This window comes from Pseudomonas sp. Q2-TVG4-2 (assembly GCF_013620795.1).
Lineage (GTDB): Bacteria > Pseudomonadota > Gammaproteobacteria > Pseudomonadales > Pseudomonadaceae > Stutzerimonas.
In genome coordinates this window covers 305,401-319,180 of sequence record NZ_LGLW01000001.1, presented here as the reverse complement: position 1 = coordinate 319,180, position 13,780 = coordinate 305,401, and the positions used below count along the sequence as shown (strand labels likewise).

The following is a 13,780-nucleotide window of genomic DNA, read 5'->3' as shown; positions in this document are numbered from 1 at the left end:
GGTTTTTCGTTAGAATCGCCATCCCTTTCCCGCAACGGAGGCGGATGGCCTGTTTAGCCGTCACGCCCGTGGCTGATATGCAAGATACCCTGCGAATTTCCGAGATTTTTTACTCGTTGCAGGGGGAAACGCGTACCAGTGGATTACCCACTGTGTTCGTTCGCCTGACCGGCTGTCCCCTGCGCTGTCAATATTGCGATACTGCCTACGCGTTCAGCGGCGGCGAGCTCATGCCGCTCGAGACGATTCTCGATCGGGTCGGCTCCTACAATCCTCGCTACGTTTGTGTCACCGGCGGTGAGCCACTGGCTCAGCCGAATTGCCTGCCCTTGTTGCGCCTGCTTTGTGATGCGGGGTACGAAGTGTCTCTGGAAACCAGCGGTGCGCTGGATATTTCCGATACAGACAGGCGGGTGAGCCGGGTCGTCGACCTGAAGACACCGGGTTCGGCCGAGATGAGTCGCAATCGATACGAGAACATCGGCGAGCTTACCGCCAATGACCAGGTGAAGTTCGTGATTTGCTCACGGGAAGATTACGACTGGGCCGTATCAAAGCTCATCGAGTACCGGCTGGATGCGCGTGCCGGCGAGGTGCTGTTTTCGCCCAGTCATGGGCAGATCAGCGCTCGCGCTCTGGCCGACTGGATAGTCAGCGATAATCTCCCGGTGCGATTGCAGCTTCAGTTGCACAAGATTCTCTGGAACGACGCACCCGGCCACTGATACCTCCGGAGCATCCTTCACGTCTGTAGGGCTCCGGTGCTTGCAGCAGGTAACCGCAATGACTGATAAAAAAGCCGTGATTCTTCTCTCTGGCGGACTCGACTCTGCAACTGTGGTCGCGATCGCTAAGGCGCAAGGGTATGCCTGTTACACCATGAGCTTCGACTATGGTCAGCGCCATCGTGCGGAACTGCAGGCGGCAGAGCGGGTCGCCCAACAGTTGAACGTGGTCGAGCATAAGGTTATCGGTATGAATCTGAATGGTATCGGCGGCTCGGCGCTGACCGATACCAGTATTCCGGTGCCTGAAGAGTTGGGCGAAGGAATTCCGGTGACCTACGTGCCTGCGCGCAACACCCTGTTTCTTTCTCTGGCCTTGGGTTGGGCGGAGGTGCTTGGGGCGCGTGACATTTTCATCGGCGTGAATGCGATCGACTATTCCGGTTACCCCGATTGCCGGCCGGAGTTCGTGGAGGCGTTTGAGCGCATGGCCAATCTTGCGACCAAAGCTGGTGTCGAGGGGCGAGGCTTTGCTATCCGGGCACCTTTGCAGAATCTGAGCAAGGCGGAGATCATCCAGGCGGGTATTAGGCTGGGGGTCGATTACGCCATGACGGTGTCTTGTTATCAGGTCGATGACGATGGGCGTGCCTGTGGCAAGTGTGACAGCTGCCGCTTGCGGGCGGTGGGCTTCGAAGAGGCCGGTGTCTCGGATCCGACTCGCTATCGCTGAAGATTTTTTCTCGAAAAGCGTTGATTTACCTAATCAAATCAGTATCATGCGCCCCGCATTGGGTCGTTAGCTCAGTTGGTAGAGCAGTTGGCTTTTAACCAATTGGTCGTAGGTTCGAATCCTACACGACCCACCATATTCTCCCTTGGGAGCAGAAAGCCGGAGGCCGACGGGTCATCCGGCTTTTTTATGTCTACAGTCTGCCGAAAACGAAATGTTTATTTCGTTTGGTTATAACTGCCGTTTTTCACTACGACCTTGGTCTGTGACCAGGGCGAGATCAAACGTAATAGACTGCGACCTCCCGATTGTCCGTTGGTTTGAGGCTCAAATGTATTCCGATCGCATCCGCTTGTCCTCCCTGCAGAGCAAGGTCATGAGCGCCCAAGAGGCCGCTACTCTTATTAAAGACGGCATGACCGTCGGCATGAGCGGCTTTACCCGCGCGGGTGAGGCGAAAGCAGTGCCGCTGGCGCTGATCGATCGTGCGAAGGATGAGAAGCTGAAGATCAGCCTGATTACCGGCGCCAGCCTGGGCAATGATCTGGATGGAAAGATGGCCGCAGCTGGTCTGCTGGCTCGCCGTGGGCCGTTCCAGGCCGATGCCACCCTGCGTAAGGCAATCAACCAGGGTGAGGTCATGTTCATCGATCAGCATCTCTCGCACACCGTCGAGCAGATGCGCAACAACCAGATCAAGCGCCCGGACGTCACCATCGTCGAGGCCGTGAGCATTACTGAGCAGGGCCACATCGTCCCGACCACTTCCGTAGGCAACTCCGCCAACCTGGCCGTGTTTGCCGACAAGATCATCGTCGAGCTGAATCTGGCTCACAACCTGAATCTGGAAGGTCTGCACGACATTTACTTCCCGGGCGAGCGTCCTAATCGTGGTCCGATTCCGCTGACCAAGGTGGACGACCGTATTGGCACCACTGCCATTCCCATTGACCCGGCAAAAATCGCCGCGATTGTCATCACCGAGCAGCCGGACTCTTATTCCACTGTTACGCCGCCGGATGAGGATACCCAGTCGATCGCTAATCACCTGGTCGAGTTCTTCAAGAAGGAAGTGGCGGCCGGCCGTCTGCCAAACAACCTCGGTCCGATGCAGGTCGGTATCGGCAATATCGCCAACGCCGTAGTGTGTGGTCTGATCGACTCGCCGTTCGAAGATCTGGTGATGTACTCCGAAGTATTGCAGGACTGCACCTTCGAGCTGATCGACGCCGGCAAGATGAAGTTTGCCTCCGGCTGCTCCATTACGCTGTCCGAACGTTGCAATGATCGAGTATTCGGCAATCTGGAGAAGTACAAGGACAAGCTGGTGCTGCGTCCTCAGGAGATCTCCAATCATCCGGAACTGGTGCGTCGTCTCGGTATTGTCGGTATCAACACCGCGTTGGAATTCGACATTTATGGCAACGTCAATTCGACGCATGTCGGCGGCACCAAGATGATGAACGGTATCGGTGGTTCGGGCGATTTCGCACGTAACGCCAACATGGCCATCTTCGTGACTAAGTCGATCGCCAAGGGCGGCAACATTTCCAGCGTCGTACCGATGGTTGCGCATGTCGATCACACTGAACATGACGTGGAAATCCTCGTCACCGAGCAAGGCTTGGCCGACCTGCGGGGGCTGGCGCCGCGTGAGCGGGCACGCGTGATCATCGATAACTGTGTGCATCCGTCCTACCGTGAGGCGCTGAACCAGTACTTCGAAGGCGCTTGCGACAGAGGCGGCCAGACCCCGCACATGCTGCGCGAAGCCATGGAATGGCACATCAATCTGGAAGAACGCGGTCACATGCTCAAGCACGTGTGATCGAAAATGAAAACCGCCGGCCAACGCCGGCGGTTTTCATTTGGGCGGCGCAGAAATGCGTAGCCAGGTAGCCCCTCGCTTTCCCTTTTGCCGAGGCTTCGGCTAGTATTCTTGCCCCTTGAGCGGGCAGGAAGGCGGAATCTACATATCGTGTTGCTTCTCCCTTTCGCCTTGTCCGAGCCGATCCGGTTGACCGGCGGGTGCTCGGCGCTTCATGCAATAACGTGCTTTGCAGGACCGCGAACATGACGCAGATACCCGAACGTATTCTTGTGCAGGCTCACCTGGCGGCCAAGCAGCCCAAGCCGCTAACGCCCGAGCAAGAAGCGCAATTGCGCAGCGATATCGCCGTCGAGTTGAAACGGCAGAACGCGGTGCTCGTCGCCCACTACTACACCGATCCGGTGATCCAGTCGCTTGCCGAGGAAACTGGAGGCTGTGTCTCCGACTCGCTGGAAATGGCCCGGTTTGGCAATGAACATTCGGCGCAGACCGTGGTGGTTGCCGGTGTCAAGTTTATGGGTGAGACGGCGAAGATCCTCAACCCCGAAAAGCGCGTGTTAATGCCTACGCTGGACGCTACTTGCTCGCTGGATCTCGGCTGCCCGGTGGATGAGTTCTCAGCGTTTTGCGATCAGCATCCCGAGCGCACGGTGGTCGTCTATGCCAATACTTCTGCCGCAGTGAAAGCGCGGGCTGACTGGGTGGTGACCTCGAGCTGTGCGCTGGAGATCGTCGAGAGCTTGATGGATAACGGCGAAAAGATCATCTGGGCACCTGACAAGCACCTTGGCAGCTATGTGCAGCGTGAGACCGGCGCCGACATGCTGTTATGGGATGGTGCCTGTATTGTTCATGAGGAGTTCAAGGCGAAGCAGCTGGAAGATATGAAGGCGCTGTATCCGGACGCTGCCGTTCTGGTTCATCCCGAGTCGCCTGAATCGGTAATCGCCCTGGCGGATGCCGTGGGCTCTACCAGTCAGCTGATCAAGGCGGCACAGACGCTGGCAAATCCAACCTTCATCGTCGCCACCGACCGCGGCATCTTCTACAAAATGCAGCAGCTCTGCCCAGACAAAGAATTCATCGAGGCACCGACAGCCGGCAGTGGCGCCACGTGCCGCAGTTGCGCCCACTGTCCGTGGATGGCGATGAACACGCTTGAACGTACCCTGGACTGCCTGCGTACCGGCAGCAACGAGATCTTTGTTGACCCAGCGCTGATTCCGCGCGCAGTCAAGCCGCTGAAGCGCATGCTGGACTTCACGCAGGCCGCGCGTATTAAGCAAGCTGGCAACGCTTGACCCAATGCTTTAAACGTGGGGGGTGGAAGCGGCGCCGTTCGGCGCCGTATGACTCAGCGCAACATCTCTTCGACCATTCGCTTCTCTTCGATCAGCTGCTGCTGTCGGGCGTCGATACGTGAGGCAATCTGGAAGCTGTTCGAGCGACGTTTGGCAAAATCCAGCTGCTCGATTGCCTGATCGTAATCACCGACCAGCGCGAAGAATTCCGCACGGGCCTGATGCAGGCCGATGATGTTCCCGGTGAGGCCGCGGATCTCCGATACCTGGTACCAGATGTCCGGGTCCTTGGAGCGGTCTTTGACCAGAGCGTCCAGCTCTTGCTCGGCCGCTTGCAGTTTGTTTTCCTTGATCAGCAGGTCGATGTGCGTCTGGCGTACCGGGTAGCTGCCGGGGTACAGGCCGAGCAGGGTCTGGGTGCGCTCGCGTGCGGCGGCAAGGCGGTTGGAGGTGATGTCGAGCTCGATCTGGGCCAGGTTGTAGGTGGCATCGTCTGGCTCCTTTGCTAACAATGGCTTCAAGTTGATGGCAGCTTCCTCAAGCTGGCCGCTCTTGATCTGTGCTAGCGCCAGACCATAGCGGGCCGCGTCGAGATTTACATCTTCGCTGAGCATGGCCCGAAAGCGCTTTGCGCTTACGCCTGGTGTGCTCTCGAACTTCAGGTCCACTCTTGCACGCATGAGTTGGTAGCGAAGGCTGTCTTCGACGCCCACGTCCGGATATTGCTCGGCGCGGTTTTTGGTATCGGCGATACGTGATTCGGTGACCGGGTGAGTGAGGAGAAATTCCGGCGGCTTCTGGTCGTAGCGATACTGGCGCATCAGGCGACCGAACATCTCCGGCATCGCGCGCGGGTCGTAGCCGGCGCGTTCAAGATTGACGATACCGATGCGGTCGGCTTCTTGCTCATTCTGTCGAGAGAAGCGCCGTTGCGCCTGGATCGCGGCTGCTTGGGTCGAGACGATCGCGGCGATGCCGGCATCACCCGCGCCAGCCGCGGCCGCTACGACGCCGGCGAGCATTGCCGCCATCAGCGGCAGCTGCATGCGCTTCTGCGCTTCCAGCCCACGAGCGAAGTGCCGTTGGGACAGGTGCGCCAACTCGTGTGCCAGGACGGAGGCGTATTCGGCTTCGGTTTGTGCATGAAGGAACAAGCCGCCATTGACTCCGATGATGCCACCCGGCGCAGCGAAGGCGTTCAGTTGCGGGCTGTCGAGCAGTACGAACTCGAGGCGGCGGTCCTGTAGCTGGCTCGTCTCGGCCAGGCGATAAACGCTGCGCTCCAGATAATCCTTAAGCAATGGGTCCGACAGCTGCGGAACCTGGCCACGAAGCAGGCTGAGCCAGGCGCGGCCCAGCTGATGTTCCTGTTCTGGCGAGACGATGCCTGAGCTGGAATCGCCGAGGGAGGGCAGGTCATTGGCCATAACTGGCTGCCCGATCAGGCATGCCAGTGTCAGCAGAGTGGGGCGCAGCAATTTCATCCAGACTGGCTCATGAAAGCAGGAGCGTTACTGTAGCCTTGCGCCAGGGTAACTGGCCAGGGGCGGGCGCAGGTCGGTATCCTGCGTTCCTTTCGAGGAGATGAATATGACTCAACAGAGTGTGCCGGAGAGTGTCTGCGATGCCGAATTGGACGCCGTTGGGCTGGAATGCCCGATGCCTCTGCTGAAGGCAAAGCTTGAACTGAATCGGCTGGCCAGCGGCCAAGTGTTGAAAGTCACCGCGACCGATCCCGGCTCGCAACGGGATTTCCGCAGTTTCGCCAAGCTGGCCGGCCACACGCTGCTGCGTGAAGAGGCGGATGAAGGTCTCTATCGTTACTGGCTGCGCAAGGCCTGAAGTCGTTAAGGAAAGATATGCTCAATGTACTGCGCGGTTGGATCCATCGTTACTTCTCCGACGAGGAAGCGGTGGTTCTGGCTGTACTGCTTGTGGTCGCCTTCGCTGTGGTGCTGACGCTGGGCGATATGCTCGCACCGGTCCTCGCCGGGCTGGTGCTGGCATTTCTGATGCAGGGCCTGGTTGGCACGCTGGAGCGCGTCAAGATTCCGCACCTGGTTTCGGTCTGGCTGGTGTTTCTGATGTTCGTCGGGGTGCTCACGGTCTGCATGCTGTTCCTCGTGCCTTTGGTCTGGCAGCAGGTGCTAACACTTTTCAACGAGTTGCCTAGGATGCTGGTGGAGTGGCAGTCGCTGTTGCTGCTGCTGCCCGAGCGCTATCCGCAGCTGCTGACCGAAGAGCAGGTGCTGCGTGGCATCGATTTCATGCGGGGTGAGGTTGGCCGTTATGGTCAGGTAGTGCTGACTTCGTCCTTATCCAGCCTGCCGCTGCTGTTGAGTCTGATGATTTATCTGATCTTGGTGCCTATTCTGGTGTTCTTCTTCCTCAAGGATCGCCAACAGATCAGTGATTGGCTGAGCGGATATCTGCCACGGGAGCGTGCGCTAATCACTCAGGTTTCCCAGGAAATGAACATGCAGATCGCCAACTACATTCGTGGCAAGGCGATCGAGATCCTGATCTGTGGCGTGGTGTCCTATGCCGTGTTTGTGGCGCTGGAGCTGAACTACGCAGCGCTGTTGGCCCTGCTGGTAGGTATCTCCGTAGTGGTGCCTTATATCGGCGCCACGGTGGTAACCATTCCAATCGCCCTGATTGGGCTATTCCAGTGGGGTTTGGGTGATCAGTTCATTTACTTGATGGTGGCCTACGCGATCATCCAGGCACTGGATGGCAACGTCCTGGTGCCCTTGCTGTTTTCCGAGGCGGTCAACCTTCATCCTGTGGTCATCATCTGCTCGGTCCTGCTATTTGGCGGGCTCTGGGGTTTCTGGGGGGTGTTCTTTGCGATTCCCTTGGCCACCTTGTTCAAGGCGGTGCTGTACGCCTGGCCGCGCAGGGCAGCTACAGTCCCGGTGGTGGAAAGCGTTAGCTAGAACGAAAAAGGCCGGCATTTGCCGGCCTTTCGCTTATTGGTGATGCAGTGCCTGGGCGGCCTGCAAAACGGCCTCGACATGCCCGGGAACCTTCACGCCTCGCCATTGCTGGCGAAGCACGCCCTCGCGGTCGATTAGGAAGGTGCTGCGATCCACGCCCATGTATTCCTTGCCGTAGAGCTTCTTCAGCTTGATCACGTCGAACAGCTGGCAGAGCTGTTCATCTTTGTCGGAGATGAGCTCGAAGGAAAAGGCCTGCTTGGCCTTGAAGTTTTCATGGGTCTTTAGGCTGTCCCGTGAGACACCGAAGATCAGCGTATTAGCTTCGCTGAACGCCCCATGCAGATCTCGGAAACCCTGACCTTCGGTGGTGCAGCCAGGCGTGTTGTCCTTCGGGTAGAAATAGAGCACTACCTGCTTGCCCTTCAATGAGTCGCGGCTGACCAGGGTGTCGCTGGTGGCCTGAGCCTGGAAGGGCGGGACGGGTTGATCGATTTCCACGGGCATTTCTGGTTTTCCTTTGTTCAAGGGTTCTGTGGGCGCCAGGGCTCTATCAGGGCGTCCAGATTCAGTGCATCAGCGAAATCCAGAAATTGGTCACGCAGCCAGCTGATCTGCGTGCCCGCCGGCAGCGTGACGGTCAACGTCGCGTTGAGCATGGTGCCGCCGGTCTGGGGCGCTTGATAGGTGTCGCAGGTGAGGCTCTCGAGCTCGACGCGGTGATCGAGGAAGAACTGGCACAACTCGTTGAGAATGTCCGGACGGTAGACCGAGCTGACATAGGCCACATAGGGCAGCGCTTGCGGGCGGGTTTCCAATGCCTCACTGCGCACCACGTTGGTGGTGAACTCGTGCTTCTTGGCCAGACCCGGCAGTGCGGTCTCCATGCGAGCAAGGGCGTCCCAGGTTCCGGTGATCTCCAGGATCAGCGCACAGCACTCTCCATGGCGGGTCAGGCGCGTGCTGACTACGGCGCAGCGATTCTCATTGCTGGCTCGGCAAAGCACGTTGGTGAGCGCCATTGGGCTGCGGCCCATGGCGCTGATGACGAGAAATTGTTCTCGGGGTACTGGAGGGGTGGACATGCAGTTTCCTGGCGGTGATGAATCGGTCGGCCAGCCAAGCCGAAAAAGGGCTAAGGGTAGCGAAAACCATCGTCAGAGGGAATGCGTGGGCAGGGTACTCATTAGAAAGTGCATCGCCACGACCTTATCGTTCCGACCGTAGGATGCATCCAGCGTACTCGCAAAGCGCTCAGGAGCCTTGTACCATAACGCCTCTCTTTTTCCGGCAGGAGTGGGTTGCATGATTGCGGGCAGTATGGTGGCGTTGGTCACTCCCATGGACGCGCAAGGTGGTCTTGATTGGGATAGCCTGAGCAAACTGGTGGACTTCCATCTACAGGAAGGCACCAATGCAATCGTTGCGGTTGGTACCACTGGCGAGTCGGCAACACTCGAAGTGCCCGAGCACATCGAAGTGATTCGTCGCGTGGTGGATCAGGTCAATGGCCGTATACCGGTTATCGCCGGCACCGGTGCCAACTCCACTCGCGAAGCCGTTGAGCTGACGGAAAACGCTAAGGCCGCCGGTGCCGATGCGTGTCTGCTTGTCACGCCGTACTACAACAAGCCGACCCAGGAAGGCATGTACCTCCACTTCCGCCATATTGCCGAAGCTGTCGCCATTCCGCAGATACTCTACAACGTGCCCGGCCGCACTGCCTGCGACATGCTGCCGGAAACCGTCGAGCGCTTATCCAAGGTGGCTAACATCATCGGTATCAAGGAAGCGACTGGAGATCTCAATCGCGGCCAGGAAGTGCTCGATCGCGTCGGTAAGGATTTCCTCGTTTATTCCGGCGACGATGCCACTGCTGTCGAACTGATGCTGATGGGCGGCAAGGGCAATATCTCCGTCACCGCGAATGTTGCGCCCCGGGCGATGAGCGAGCTATGCGCGGCTGCGATTGCGGGCGATGCCGAAAAGGCACGTGCAATCAATGCGCTGTTGATGCCGCTGCATCAGACCTTGTTCCTCGAGGCCAATCCGATCCCGGTAAAGTGGGCACTGCATGAAATGGGCCTGATGCCGGACGGTATTCGCCTGCCTCTGACCTGGCTCAGCCAACGCTGCCAAGAGCCGCTTCGCGACGCTATGCGTCAGTCCGGTGTGCTGGCCTGAACAGTATCCGGTGTACTGGTTTAACAATGAAGGAACATGCATGAAGCGACTGGCCGGCCTCTCGACCCTAGCCCTGATCATCTCTGGAACCAGCGGTTGTGGCTGGTTATGGGGCGAAGACGGATATTTCCGCGACCGTGGTAGCGATTACCTGCAGGCACAGCAGGTACCGCCGATGCAGGTCCCGGCTGATGTCGAGCTGCGCCCGATCGAGCCGCTTCTGCCGATCCCTCAACAGGTGGCCGATACCCGCGCAACGGGCAAATACGAAGTACCGCGGCCCCAGCGGTTGCTGATCGCTGAAGAGGCCAGCGAGTTCAGTCTGCAGACGTCGGAAGACGCGCGCTGGCTCGTTGCGATGCGTGCGCCTTCGCAGGTTTGGGCTGCGGCCCGACAGTTCTTCACCGACAATGGCTTCCAGATCGCTGAGGAGCGCCCTCAGATAGGCGAATTCGTTACCGCCTGGCAAACCCGCGATCAGCTGGCGCCAGCGTTGGTTCGCAACCTCGGCCTGGGTGACGGTGAGACCCGGGCCCGAGTTCGCATCGAGCCGGGTGTGCAGCGCGATACCAGCGAAATATTTTTGCTCAGCGTTCAGCGTCCCGTAGGTAGCAATGCCGACGTCTCCTGGCCTGACGTACCGACTAATGCCGAACTCGACCGCGTGCTGCTCGATGAATTGCAGGCAGGTCTGAACAGCAGCGCCGCACAAGGCGGTTCGGCCTCGTTGCTTGCCGAACGTGAGTTCGATGCGCCTAGCCGCGTGACACTCAGCGAAGCCGGTAGCGGCGCGCCGGTGCTGCAGCTCGATACCGACTTCAATCGTGCCTGGTCGAGCGTTGGCCGAGCGCTGGCCTCCAGTGACATCCTCGTCGAAGACTTGGATCGTAGCCTGGGCGTTTACTACATCAACCTGTCGGAAGGCGCAGCGACCCCGGACGAAAAACCCGGCTTCTTCTCCCGGCTGTTCGGCGGGGCGCCAGATCCTGAGGAGATAGAGGCTCGCGCCGAGCGCTATCAGGTTCGCGTGACCGACGTGGGCGGCAACGTACAGGTGACCCTCGACGAAAACCTCGACACCGTCGCGCCCGCCGATGTGGCGCAACGCGTGCTGAACATGCTCAAGGATAGCCTGGACTGATCTGGCGAATCAGCCCGCTCCAACCAATCCAGGCGAAACCCTTCGGTTTCGCCTGTTTCGTTTGATGAAGACCCAATCGCTACGCTGCCAATTTGCGTACCGTATCGATGGCTCGGTAACCGTGAGAAGTACCATGACCACTCCGAATGCCCTCAGCCTGAAGAAAATTTACTCCGGCAAAGTCCGTGATCTATACGAAGTCGACGACAAGCGCATGCTCATGGTCGCCACCGACCGGCTCTCGGCTTTCGATGTGATTCTCGCCGAGCCGATCCCTGAGAAGGGCAAGATTCTCACCGCAATTTCCAACTTCTGGTTCGATAAGCTCGCCTATCTGGTCCCCAACCACTTTACGGGTGACAAGGTTGAGGATGTGGTCTCGGCTGAAGAGTTGCCGCTGGTAGAAGGTCGCGCGGTAGTTGCCAAGCGATTGAAGCCTGTTGCGGTTGAAGCCATCGTGCGTGGCTACATCGTTGGCTCCGGCTGGAAGGAATATCAGAAAAACGGAACCGTCTGCGGTATCCAGCTGCCGGCTGGTTTGAAGGAAGCGGCCAAGCTGCCGCAGCCGATCTTCACCCCGTCGACCAAAGCTGCCGTTGGCGACCATGACGAAAACATCTCCTTCGAGCAGTGCGAGGCCGTCATCGGCAAGGAATTGGCGGCTCAGGTGCGTGATACCTCCATCGCGCTCTACACCGCTGCCGTCGACTACGCGGCGACTCGCGGCATCATCATTGCCGACACCAAGTTCGAGTTCGGTCTCGACGAGGATGGCAGCCTGACGCTCATGGACGAAGTGCTGACACCCGACTCCAGCCGCTTCTGGCCCGCCGCCAGCTATCAGGAAGGCAGCAGCCCGCCGAGCTTCGACAAGCAGTTCGTCCGTGACTGGCTGGAATCCACCGGCTGGGACAAGGAGCCGCCAGCGCCGCCGGTCCCGGTCGAAGTCGCGCAGAAGACCGCTGACAAGTATCGCGAAGCCCTGACCCGCCTTACCGCCTGAGCATGACGGCTGGCCGAAACCAGCAGGTTGGCCTCAGCCGGAGCTAAACTGCGGCAGGCCAACGCAACACCCTGAATAACGAGAAAAAAGCAGCGCCGTGGGGTTCGACAATCGCTCACGAACTGCTATGATGCGCGCCGCTGGAGAGATGCCGGAGTGGCCGAACGGGACGGATTCGAAATCCGTTGTACCCTCGCGGGTACCTAGGGTTCAAATCCCTATCTCTCCGCCACTACTTTACCTGAGAGCCCCGGATTCCGGGGCTTTCTCGTTTATTGGGTCTGCTTAAAGGTTTTGACCTACACTGCGGCGTCGGCTTGTCTCTGTTGGTCGTTGCCTCTGCCGCTGCCTCTTCGAGGTTCCTTGGGATCTGCGGACGGTCGCTTCTGCGCGGCTCCAGTTGAGCGTCGGTCGTGAGCGCTTTCTACCATGGCTACGAACGAATTTGCCGTGTGGCCTGGATGGATCGATTTGATGGATACCGGGTTGGATACCTTCGCGCTGGTGTGAGGAGGTTTTATCTTTGGCATAAAGGGAACTGTCGGTGGGATGAGTCGGGAAGAAGCCGGATAAAACCGGAAAGCCAAGCGTGGCGCGGGGTTGCGAGCGGGACGGGACGGCGGATGAAGCGGAATCAATGCCAAAGGCGCGCGAAACCAAAAACCCATTTAGCAAGCGGAAAATCGAAAAATTAGCGCAACGTTTGGCATAGCCAAAAAGCCGGTAAAACACCGGACCAGCAGCGGTGCCACCCAAAGCCCTTTCAACTTACCTTGACCAACTTGATAGCGGCAACCGTCCGCGACCACGGTTTCTCACAAGCTGGCCAACGCTCGCAGCCACAGGGGTTGCGGAGAAATGGTCAAACTTTCGATTTTTTCCCGCATTGACCGATGTTGAAAGGAATTTGAATTTCGTCCGTAGGACAGATACCGCTAGACCTATCCTCACCGTGCCCAAGTTTTGGCAACCTCAACGTCCGTTTCCTAAGGGGACAATCGGACGAGAAAGCGAAACAGAGGGCCGATTCGTCCGAATCTTCTGCAAGCCCCGATTTTGAAGGCTCGCAACCAAGACAGTGACGCCGAAAACGAAAAGAGATAACGAAAAGAAACGGAACTGTCCGAACGACCGATTCCCCTCTCGGTTTTGTTCCCTTGGGAACGTTAGCTATTGCCATGTCCATCGCAACTCGCTAATGTTCCTCCGTCGCTGCAAATTCAGCGATCAGGATTGGCGTCCTGACACATAGGCGGACACACCGCCGTTAGAGCGGTTTTTTTGTGTCCAGCGCATGGCAAGGCCTTTATGGGCGGGCCGTGTGGGGCTCCTTCGGGAGCGCCGGTTCCTATGTCCGGTACGCCAACCTGCACGGTTCCGCCCACCCATGATTGGCGTCGTGGGCGCGGAGAACAGACCGCAACATAGGCGCTCCACATCATGACCAAACGTCACATTCTCAGCCTCAATCCGGCTAAAGCTCGCGCAGCCTATCACCGTGCTATCGCGATAGCCGCGCTGCACGCCGACTCCTCTTTGTCCGTCCGTCTTTCTCGCTATAACACAGCCATGGCAAAAGCCCGCTCTCTTGAGGCCGTGCTGCCGAAGGTGGTGACTCATGGCTAATTTCATGGCGCTTGAGTCTGGCTCACAGGGCTGCAGTAAACCCGTTCTCTTCCTTGATCGCAGCGCTTCTCAGGCCTCGTTATTCGATGCAGCCGAATGGCGACTTGGGGCTGTCCAGGATCTTCTAACGGCGCTTTCCACATGCGTGACCGAAGACGCTGGCCCACGTGATGTGGCCAACGTATCGCGCGCTTTGCTGCTGCTCGTCCAGGACGCCGAATCGCTTCTCGGTGCCGCTCGCCGGGCATCCTAAACGGTCACTTCGGCCCCTTATCGGGCCGGAGCTTCATTCGGCGA

The 13,780-nt window shown here is 58.5% G+C and carries 14 protein-coding genes and 2 tRNA genes; 13 read left to right on the top strand and 3 right to left on the bottom strand.

The features are described from left to right. The first annotated feature begins 77 nt into the window (after positions 1 to 77). The 5 genes from queE (at position 78) to nadA (ending at position 4,590) form a co-directional block, all read left to right on the top strand. Entirely contained in the window at positions 78 to 725 is a 648-nt protein-coding gene (queE, locus tag H3028_RS01595) for a 7-carboxy-7-deazaguanine synthase QueE (protein ID WP_181295307.1), read from the top strand. A gap of 58 nt (positions 726 to 783) precedes the next feature. After that, the gene (gene queC / locus H3028_RS01590) at positions 784 to 1,458 is read left to right on the top strand and encodes a 7-cyano-7-deazaguanine synthase QueC (RefSeq protein WP_181295306.1); all 675 of its coding nucleotides are present in this window, start codon (positions 784 to 786) and stop codon (positions 1,456 to 1,458) included. Positions 1,459 to 1,518: 60 nt separating this feature from the next. Further along, a tRNA-Lys gene (locus H3028_RS01585) sits at positions 1,519 to 1,594 on the top strand. Positions 1,595 to 1,789: 195 nt separating this feature from the next. Next, on the top strand, positions 1,790 to 3,286 hold the full coding sequence (locus tag H3028_RS01580) for an acetyl-CoA hydrolase/transferase family protein (RefSeq protein ID WP_181295305.1): 1,497 nt from the start codon (positions 1,790 to 1,792) through the stop codon (positions 3,284 to 3,286). Positions 3,287 to 3,531: 245 nt separating this feature from the next. Then, complete coding sequence (nadA, locus tag H3028_RS01575) at positions 3,532 to 4,590, top strand: quinolinate synthase NadA (RefSeq protein ID WP_181295304.1); 1,059 nt, start codon at positions 3,532 to 3,534, stop codon at positions 4,588 to 4,590. Between the two features lie 53 nt (positions 4,591 to 4,643). Here nadA and H3028_RS01570 read toward each other — a convergent pair whose 3' ends face one another. Further along, positions 4,644 to 6,074 carry a M48 family metalloprotease gene (locus tag H3028_RS01570; RefSeq protein WP_181295303.1) on the bottom strand — a complete coding sequence of 477 codons (1,431 nt, stop codon included), beginning with the start codon at positions 6,072 to 6,074 and terminating at the stop codon, positions 4,644 to 4,646. Between the two features lie 106 nt (positions 6,075 to 6,180). Between H3028_RS01570 and H3028_RS01565 the strand changes: the two genes are divergently transcribed. Both H3028_RS01565 and H3028_RS01560 read left to right on the top strand, forming a co-directional pair. After that, on the top strand, positions 6,181 to 6,432 hold the full coding sequence (locus H3028_RS01565; protein WP_181295302.1) for a sulfurtransferase TusA family protein: 252 nt from the start codon (positions 6,181 to 6,183) through the stop codon (positions 6,430 to 6,432). 17 nt (positions 6,433 to 6,449) lie between these two features. Beyond that, positions 6,450 to 7,529 (top strand): AI-2E family transporter, encoded by a 1,080-nt coding sequence (locus H3028_RS01560; protein ID WP_181295301.1) that lies wholly within the window; start codon positions 6,450 to 6,452, stop codon positions 7,527 to 7,529. Between the two features lie 33 nt (positions 7,530 to 7,562). Here the strand turns inward: H3028_RS01560 and H3028_RS01555 are convergent, their stop codons facing one another. Then, positions 7,563 to 8,036, bottom strand: a complete 474-nt coding sequence (locus H3028_RS01555) for a peroxiredoxin (protein WP_181295300.1) — start codon at positions 8,034 to 8,036, stop codon at positions 7,563 to 7,565. A gap of 17 nt (positions 8,037 to 8,053) precedes the next feature. After that, complete coding sequence (locus tag H3028_RS01550) at positions 8,054 to 8,614, bottom strand: glycine cleavage system protein R (protein ID WP_181295299.1); 561 nt, start codon at positions 8,612 to 8,614, stop codon at positions 8,054 to 8,056. Positions 8,615 to 8,834: 220 nt separating this feature from the next. On the opposite strand from H3028_RS01550, the gene dapA reads away from it, so the two are divergent. The 6 genes from dapA (at position 8,835) to H3028_RS01520 (ending at position 13,736) form a co-directional block, all read left to right on the top strand. Next, positions 8,835 to 9,713 (top strand): 4-hydroxy-tetrahydrodipicolinate synthase, encoded by an 879-nt coding sequence (dapA, locus tag H3028_RS01545; protein ID WP_181295298.1) that lies wholly within the window; start codon positions 8,835 to 8,837, stop codon positions 9,711 to 9,713. A gap of 40 nt (positions 9,714 to 9,753) precedes the next feature. Next, complete coding sequence (bamC, locus tag H3028_RS01540) at positions 9,754 to 10,854, top strand: outer membrane protein assembly factor BamC (RefSeq protein WP_181295297.1); 1,101 nt, start codon at positions 9,754 to 9,756, stop codon at positions 10,852 to 10,854. 133 nt (positions 10,855 to 10,987) lie between these two features. Next, positions 10,988 to 11,857, top strand: a complete 870-nt coding sequence (locus H3028_RS01535; protein ID WP_181295296.1) for a phosphoribosylaminoimidazolesuccinocarboxamide synthase — start codon at positions 10,988 to 10,990, stop codon at positions 11,855 to 11,857. A gap of 142 nt (positions 11,858 to 11,999) precedes the next feature. Continuing rightward, positions 12,000 to 12,089: transfer RNA gene (locus H3028_RS01530), tRNA-Ser, on the top strand. Positions 12,090 to 13,297: 1,208 nt separating this feature from the next. Next, the gene (locus H3028_RS01525; protein ID WP_181295986.1) at positions 13,298 to 13,483 is read left to right on the top strand and encodes a hypothetical protein; all 186 of its coding nucleotides are present in this window, start codon (positions 13,298 to 13,300) and stop codon (positions 13,481 to 13,483) included. Then, the gene (locus tag H3028_RS01520; protein ID WP_181295295.1) at positions 13,476 to 13,736 is read left to right on the top strand and encodes a hypothetical protein; all 261 of its coding nucleotides are present in this window, start codon (positions 13,476 to 13,478) and stop codon (positions 13,734 to 13,736) included. Before H3028_RS01525 ends, H3028_RS01520 begins: the two co-directional genes overlap by 8 nt. Positions 13,737 to 13,780 lie beyond the last annotated feature (44 nt).

What these genes read in the sequence shown, in the direction of transcription:
- queE (WP_181295307.1), top strand. Translation starts at nt 78, where the DNA reads ATGCAAGATACCCTGCGAATTTCCGAGATTTTTTACTCGTTGCAGGGG.
- queC (WP_181295306.1), top strand. Translation starts at nt 784, where the DNA reads ATGACTGATAAAAAAGCCGTGATTCTTCTCTCTGGCGGACTCGACTCT.
- H3028_RS01580 (WP_181295305.1), top strand. Translation starts at nt 1,790, where the DNA reads ATGTATTCCGATCGCATCCGCTTGTCCTCCCTGCAGAGCAAGGTCATG.
- nadA (WP_181295304.1), top strand. Translation starts at nt 3,532, where the DNA reads ATGACGCAGATACCCGAACGTATTCTTGTGCAGGCTCACCTGGCGGCC.
- H3028_RS01570 (WP_181295303.1), bottom strand. Translation starts at nt 6,074, where the DNA reads ATGAAATTGCTGCGCCCCACTCTGCTGACACTGGCATGCCTGATCGGG.
- H3028_RS01565 (WP_181295302.1), top strand. Translation starts at nt 6,181, where the DNA reads ATGACTCAACAGAGTGTGCCGGAGAGTGTCTGCGATGCCGAATTGGAC.
- H3028_RS01560 (WP_181295301.1), top strand. Translation starts at nt 6,450, where the DNA reads ATGCTCAATGTACTGCGCGGTTGGATCCATCGTTACTTCTCCGACGAG.
- H3028_RS01555 (WP_181295300.1), bottom strand. Translation starts at nt 8,036, where the DNA reads ATGCCCGTGGAAATCGATCAACCCGTCCCGCCCTTCCAGGCTCAGGCC.
- H3028_RS01550 (WP_181295299.1), bottom strand. Translation starts at nt 8,614, where the DNA reads ATGTCCACCCCTCCAGTACCCCGAGAACAATTTCTCGTCATCAGCGCC.
- dapA (WP_181295298.1), top strand. Translation starts at nt 8,835, where the DNA reads ATGATTGCGGGCAGTATGGTGGCGTTGGTCACTCCCATGGACGCGCAA.
- bamC (WP_181295297.1), top strand. Translation starts at nt 9,754, where the DNA reads ATGAAGCGACTGGCCGGCCTCTCGACCCTAGCCCTGATCATCTCTGGA.
- H3028_RS01535 (WP_181295296.1), top strand. Translation starts at nt 10,988, where the DNA reads ATGACCACTCCGAATGCCCTCAGCCTGAAGAAAATTTACTCCGGCAAA.
- H3028_RS01525 (WP_181295986.1), top strand. Translation starts at nt 13,298, where the DNA reads ATGACCAAACGTCACATTCTCAGCCTCAATCCGGCTAAAGCTCGCGCA.
- H3028_RS01520 (WP_181295295.1), top strand. Translation starts at nt 13,476, where the DNA reads ATGGCTAATTTCATGGCGCTTGAGTCTGGCTCACAGGGCTGCAGTAAA.